The 6,000-nt window shown below is 74.7% G+C and carries 7 protein-coding genes; all 7 read right to left on the reverse strand.

Translation table 11 applies throughout. The features are described 5' to 3' along the window. Positions 1-155: 155 nt before the first annotated feature. Positions 156-1,133 (reverse strand): glycine betaine ABC transporter substrate-binding protein, encoded by a 978-nt coding sequence (locus ACR807_RS19035; RefSeq protein WP_438922681.1) that lies wholly within the window; start codon positions 1,131-1,133, stop codon positions 156-158. Continuing rightward, entirely contained in the window at positions 1,130-1,921 is a 792-nt protein-coding gene (locus ACR807_RS19040) for an ABC transporter permease (RefSeq protein ID WP_438922682.1), read from the reverse strand. The genes ACR807_RS19035 and ACR807_RS19040 overlap by 4 nt, the downstream gene beginning before the upstream one ends. Beyond that, entirely contained in the window at positions 1,918-3,036 is a 1,119-nt protein-coding gene (locus tag ACR807_RS19045; protein WP_438922683.1) for an ABC transporter ATP-binding protein, read from the reverse strand. The genes ACR807_RS19040 and ACR807_RS19045 overlap by 4 nt, the downstream gene beginning before the upstream one ends. Further along, entirely contained in the window at positions 3,026-3,676 is a 651-nt protein-coding gene (locus tag ACR807_RS19050) for an ABC transporter permease (protein WP_438922684.1), read from the reverse strand. Before ACR807_RS19050 ends, ACR807_RS19045 begins: the two co-directional genes overlap by 11 nt. Before the next feature lie 118 nt (positions 3,677-3,794). Then, positions 3,795-4,466, reverse strand: a complete 672-nt coding sequence (locus ACR807_RS19055) for a response regulator (protein ID WP_438922685.1) — start codon at positions 4,464-4,466, stop codon at positions 3,795-3,797. Further along, positions 4,463-5,590: a sensor histidine kinase gene (locus ACR807_RS19060; protein WP_438922686.1), complete on the reverse strand. Its 1,128-nt coding sequence runs from the start codon at positions 5,588-5,590 to the stop codon at positions 4,463-4,465. Before ACR807_RS19060 ends, ACR807_RS19055 begins: the two co-directional genes overlap by 4 nt. Before the next feature lie 82 nt (positions 5,591-5,672). Beyond that, positions 5,673-6,000 (reverse strand): hypothetical protein (locus ACR807_RS19065; RefSeq protein WP_438922687.1); only part of this gene is annotated, 328 nt, incomplete at its 5' end.

A 6,000-nucleotide genomic window follows, 5' to 3' on the forward strand; every position in this document is an offset into this window, starting at 1 on the left:
TCACGTCCATGAGAGCAGTCGGGGACGCCGGTCCGGCATGGGGAGAACTGCGTACGCCCGGCCGGGCCGCGACGCCGTTCCCGGGCCGCAGCACGTCCCGCCGAACCGACCTCCCGGCGGTGGTCGCGGCGGCACGACCGGGCACCACCCCCGCGTCACGACGTCGGCAGCGTCACGAACCCCTCGCGCACCAGCCAGTCGCGGGCGACGAGGGCCGGGTCGCGGCCGTCCACGTCCACCTCGGCGTTGAGCGCCAGGACCGTCTCGTTGTCGAGCTTCGCCACGATCGGCGCCATCACCCGCTCGACCTGCGGGTGCGCCCGGTGGAACTCCTCGCGCAGCACGATCGCCGCGTTGTACCGGGGGAAGAACCCGCGGTCGTCCTCCAGCGCCAGCAGGTCCAGCGCCAGGATGCGGCCGTCGGTGGTGAACACCTCGCCGACGGTGCACAGGCCGGTCGCCGTGGCGGTGTAGATCGTGCCGATGCCGAACGTCTTGACCTCCACCGCGGCCGGGTCGATGCCGTAGGCCGCCGCCGCGCCCGGGAACCCGTCGCCCCGGCTGAGGAACTCGGTCTCCAGGCAGAACACGCCCTTGTCGGGTTCGCGGGCGACGAGCGCGGCCAGGTCGGAGGTGGTGCGCAGCCCGTGGGCGCGGGCGAACTCCCCGGTGACGGCGAACGCGTAGGTGTTGTTGACCCGCGAGTACTCCAGCCAGCGCAGGCCGTTGCGCTCCAGGTCGGCGTCGCGGACCGCCTCGTACTGCGCCCGTTCGTCGGGGATCGGCTCGGTGTTGCCCAGGTAGCTGATCCAGCCGGTGCCGGTGTAGTCCCACGACAGGTCGACGTCGCCGGTGATCAGCGCCTGGCGGGAGCTGTTGGAGCCCTGGATGTTGGTCATGTCCCGCACCTCGGCCCCGGCGGCGACCAGGGCCACCTCGGCGAGGTAGCCGAGGACCTGGTTCTCGGTGAAGTCCTTGGACCCCACCGCCACCTCGACCCCGGCCAGCTCCGGTACGGGCCGGATCGACCCGGGCGCCACCTCGAACGGCAGCGCGAACGACGACTCCAGGCCGCAGCCCGACGCCAGCAGGGTGGTCGCGACGAGCGCGACGCGGGCGAACCGCGCCTTCACCGCAGCCCCTTCGGTCCCAGGTACGCCTCGGCGACCGCGCCCAGCCAGTCCACCAGCAGCGCGAGCCCCACGGCCAGCACCGCGCCGGTGACCAGGACGGTCACCCGCGAGAGCTTGTAGCCGGTGTCGATCAGCAGGCCCAGGCCGCCGCCGTTGACGAACACCGCGAGCGTGGCCACGCCGACCGCGTGCACCAGCGCGGTGCGCAGGCCGGCCAGGATCAGCGGCACGGCCAGCGGCAGCTCGACCCGGCGCAGCACCGCGCCGGCGGACATGCCGATGCCGCGCCCTGCGTCCACCAGCGCCGGGTCGACGCCCTGGAGGCCGACCACCGTGTTCCGCAGCACGGGCAGCAACGTGTAGAAGGCGATCGGCAGCACCGCCGCCCACAGCCCTTCCAGGCCGGAGACCAGGAAGAACAGCACCAGGATGCCGATGGCGGGCGACGCCTGGCCGATCGTGGCGACGCCCAGGAACACCGGGGCGGCCCGCCGCGCCCACCGCCGGGTGAGCACGACGCCCAGCGGCACGGCCACCACCAGCACCAGCGCGGTCACCACGACGCTGATCACCAGGTGGTCCCAGGTCGCGGACGCCAGCGTGGGCACGTTGATGCTGCCCCGCTCGATCGAGTCGAGGTCGCGGGTGAACGCCCAGGTCAGCACACCGCCGACGAGCACGAGCACGGCCAGCGGCTGGACCAGCAGGCGCAGCCGCTCGGCCCGCTGCCGCGAGGCGGCCACACCCGCCACACCCGCCACGCCCGCCACGCCGGCCACACCGGTCATGCCTGGGCCTCCGCCCGGTCGTCGGCGGCGTGGTCGTCGCGCAGCTTCTGCACGGTGCCGATGACGGCGTCCACCTCCACCAGGCCGACGTACTCGCCGCGCGCGCCCGTGACGACCGCCGCGCCGCCCTCGGTCAGGATCGCCTCCAGCGCGTCCTGCAACGTCGACTGGAGCGTCACGGGGTCGCCGACCGGCCGCGCGGTGCCCGCGTGCACCCAGCTGACCGGCCGGTCGCGCCCGTCGAGCAGCAGCGCGTACCGGTGCGGCGAGCCGGCCAGCCTGCGGCCGACCTCGGCGGGCGAGTCGTGCACCGAGGCCGTCAGCGCCCGGCTCAGCGCGACCTCGCGGACCCGGCGCAGCCGCAGCTGCTTGAGCGACGCGCCGGCGCCGACGAACCCGGCGACCGTGTCGTCGGCGGGGTTGGCCAGGATCGCCTCCGGCGTGTCGTACTGGAGCACCGACGAACGCGGGCCGAGCACCGCGATCCGGTCCCCGAGCTTCACCGCCTCGTCGAAGTCGTGGGTGACGAACACGATCGTCTTGCGCAGCTCCGCCTGGAGCCTCATCAGCTCGTCCTGGAGGTTGCCGCGGGTGATCGGGTCCACCGCGCCGAACGGCTCGTCCATCAGCAGCACCGGCGGGTCGGCGGCCAGCGCGCGGGCCACCCCGACGCGCTGCTGCTGGCCGCCGGAGAGCTGCCGCGGGTAGCGGTCGCGGTACTCGGCCGGGTCGAGCCCGACCAGGTCGAGCATCTCGTCCACCCGGTCGGCCACCCGCGCGCGGCCCCAGCGCAGCAGGCCCGGCACCGTGCCGACGTTCTGGCCGACGGTCAGGTGCGGGAACAGCCCGGCCTGCTGGATGGCGTACCCGATGCCGCGGCGCAGCTCGTCCGGGTCGAGCGACAGCGTGTCCCGCCCGTCGATGGTGATGCGGCCGGACGTCGGCTCGATCAACCGGTTGACCATCCGCATCGTGGTGGTCTTGCCGCACCCCGACGGCCCGACGAGCACCACCGTCTCCCCCGCCGGCACGGTCAGGCTGAACGACTCCACGGCGGGCTCCCGCACGCCGGGGTAGCGCTTGGTCACGTCGACGAGTTCGATCTCACTGGCCACGGATCCCCCTGGAGACGGTGCAGCGGCCGATCAGCGCGAAGATCCCGTCCAGGACCAGCGCGAGGACGACGATGCCGAGCGTCCCGGCGATCGCCTGGTTGGTCGCGTTCGCGCTGCCCGCCCTGGTCAGGCCGGCGAAGATCTCCACGCCCAGCCCCGGGCCGCGCGCGTAGGCGGCGATCGCGGCGATGCCCATCAGCATCTGCGCGGCGACCCGGACGCCGGTCAGGATCGCGGGCCACGCCAACCGCAGCTCGACCCTGGTCAGCACGGTCACCCGGCTCATCCCGACGCCGCGCGCCGCGTCGCGCACCGCGTGGTCCACACCGCCCAGGCCCACGATCGTGTTCCGCACCACCGGCAGCAGGCCGTACAGCACGAGCGCCACCACGGTCGGTTCCACCCCGAGGCCCAGCACCGGGATCAGCAGGCCCAGCAGGGCGAACGACGGGATGGTCAGGACCGCGCTGGTCAACGCCGTCGCCAGGGCCGACCCGACCGGGCTGCGGTACACCGCCACGCCGATCGACACCCCGATCACCGCGGCCAGCAGCGCGCACTGCACCACCGCGCTGACGTGCAGCAGGGCCTCGACCAGCAACCGGTTCCACCGGTCGACCACGAACTCCCAGAAACTCAACGAGGCCCCCCGGTCCGCGCGGGGCGGTCGCCGTGACCGGTGGTCCCCCGACCCGACCATAGCCCGGCGGTGTCCGTTCCGCCCGCCGTTCGGCGGGTCCGCCCGTCGGGCCGGTCGCTCACCCGGCCGGTCTCGGCACGATCAACCCGGTCTCGTAGGCGACCACGACGGCCTGCGCGCGGCTGGACAGGGCGAGCTTGCCCATCATGCGCTTGACGTGCGTCTTCACCGTCGCTTCGCTGAGCACGAGCCGCTGCGCGATCTGGGCGTTGGTCAGGCCGTTGCCGACCAGGCGCAGCACCTCGGTCTCCCGCGCGGTGAGGGTCGCGAGCTGCGGCGCGCCGATCGACGTGGCCCGGTGGTGCTGGGCGTAGGTCTCGATGAGGCGGTGCGTGATGTGCGGGGCGATGAGGATGTCGCCCGCCGCGATGGTGCGGACCGCGGAGATGATCCGCTCCGGCGGGGTGTCCTTGACGAGGAAGCCCGACGCGCCCTCGCCGAGCGCGGTGTAGACGTACTCGGGCAGGTCGAACGTGGTCAGCACCACCACGCGCGGCGGGTCCTCCCCCGCCTCGGCCAGGATCTCGCGGGTGGCGGCGATGCCGTCCAGCACCGGCATCCGGATGTCCATCAGCACCACGTCCGGCGCGGTGGTCGCGGCCAGCGCCACGGCCTGCGCGCCGTCCGCCGCCTCCCCCACGACCTCGAACCCGGGCGCGGCGGTGAACAGCGCGACCAGGCCGGCGCGGATCAGCGCCTGGTCGTCGGCGACGAGCACGCGGACGGTCACCGGTCACCCCCCGTCGACGAGTCCCCCAGCGGCAGGCGCAGGACCACGCCGAACCCTCCCCCGGCACGCGGTCCGGCGGTGAGCACGCCACCGTACAGCTCGGCGCGCTCGCGCATCCCGCGGATGCCGTGCGAGGTCACCGGCAGCCGGAGCGGGACGTGCGCGGCGGACGTGCCGTCGTCGGTCACCGCCAGCGTCAGGGTCTGCGGCCCGTAGTCCACCTCCACCTCGGCACGCGCCGCGGCGGCGTGCTTGAGGACGTTGGTCAGCGACTCCTGCGCGACGCGGTACGCGCACAGGTCCGGTCCCGGCGGCAGGTCCCGGACCTCGCCGGTGACCCGCACCACGACGGTCAGCCCGGCGCCCCGGGCCCGGGCCACCAGGTCGTCCAGGTCGGCCAGCCCCGGCTGGGGCCGGTAGTCCTCGTCGGGGTCGACCCGCAGCACGTCGAGCAGCCTGCGCATCTCGGTGAGCGCCTCGCGGCTGGTCTCGCCGACCGTGCCGATGGCCTGGCGCGCCGTCGCCAGGTCGGTGTCCAGCACGTAGGAGGCGAGACCGGCCTGCAACGAGATCACCGACATGTGGTGGGCGACCACGTCGTGCAGCTCGCGCGCGATCCGCACCCGTTCCGCGGCCACCGCCCGCGTCGCCTCCTCGGCGGCCCGCTCGGCCCGCTCGGACCACCGGCGCGTGCCCTCGCCCAGCACCCACGCGCCGACCACCACCACCGCGGACTGCACGATCTCCGACCACGCGGCCTCGGCGTCGACCCGCAGCACCACGACCGCCAGCACGCACAGCGCCACCGCGACGACCGCCGCCGCCACCGCCCGCGGCCGGAGCACGGCCACGGTGAACACGCCGACCAGCAGACCCACCCCCGCGTTGGGGATCAGGCCGGTGGCCAGCCCGCTGTACGCGGCGACCGCGGCGATGACCACCGCCACGGTCGCCACGGGCGCGCGCTGGCGCAGCGCGATGGGCGCCACCGTGAGGGCCGCCAGCACGCACTCGTGGAACGGCACCGGTCCGTCCGCGCGGCTGATCACCGTGTCCAGGGTGAGCCAGGTCAGCACCAGGGCGAGCAGGACGTCGAGCCGGGCCGGGGTCAGCTGGAAACGCACGGCGCAAACCTAGTCGCGGCCCCGACCACCGTCGCCCACCCGCGGGGTGAGATCGCGCTACCCCCGTGGGGGTAGGGCCCGGTCACGCGCCCAGGTCGGTCAGGCCGGACTCCCAGCGCCGCCTGCGCTCCTCGTCGGACTGCTCCCACCACGGCGTGCCGCGCTCGCCCAGCGCCACCTTGGCCAGCTGGACGCGGTCGCGGGCGCGGCGCTCGGCGTCCGGGTCGCCGGCCCGCAGCGCCCGGCCCACGTCCCGGCGGGACGCCATCAGGGCGCCGCGCAGGCGGGCCGCGGCGTCGTCGGGCACGGTCGGGTCCGTCGCCCGCCACCGCCTGCCGTCGATCACGACGTACCGGCCGTCGGGCGTGCGGGGCGGGGGTTCGTCGCGCGGCACCCGGTCACCGTCGCAC

This window comes from Saccharothrix sabaoui, from assembly GCF_051756985.1.
In the GTDB taxonomy this organism is placed as follows: domain Bacteria; phylum Actinomycetota; class Actinomycetes; order Mycobacteriales; family Pseudonocardiaceae; genus Actinosynnema.

What these genes read in the sequence shown, in the direction of transcription:
- ACR807_RS19040 (WP_438922682.1), bottom strand. Translation starts at nt 1,921, where the DNA reads ATGACCGGTGTGGCCGGCGTGGCGGGCGTGGCGGGTGTGGCGGGTGTG.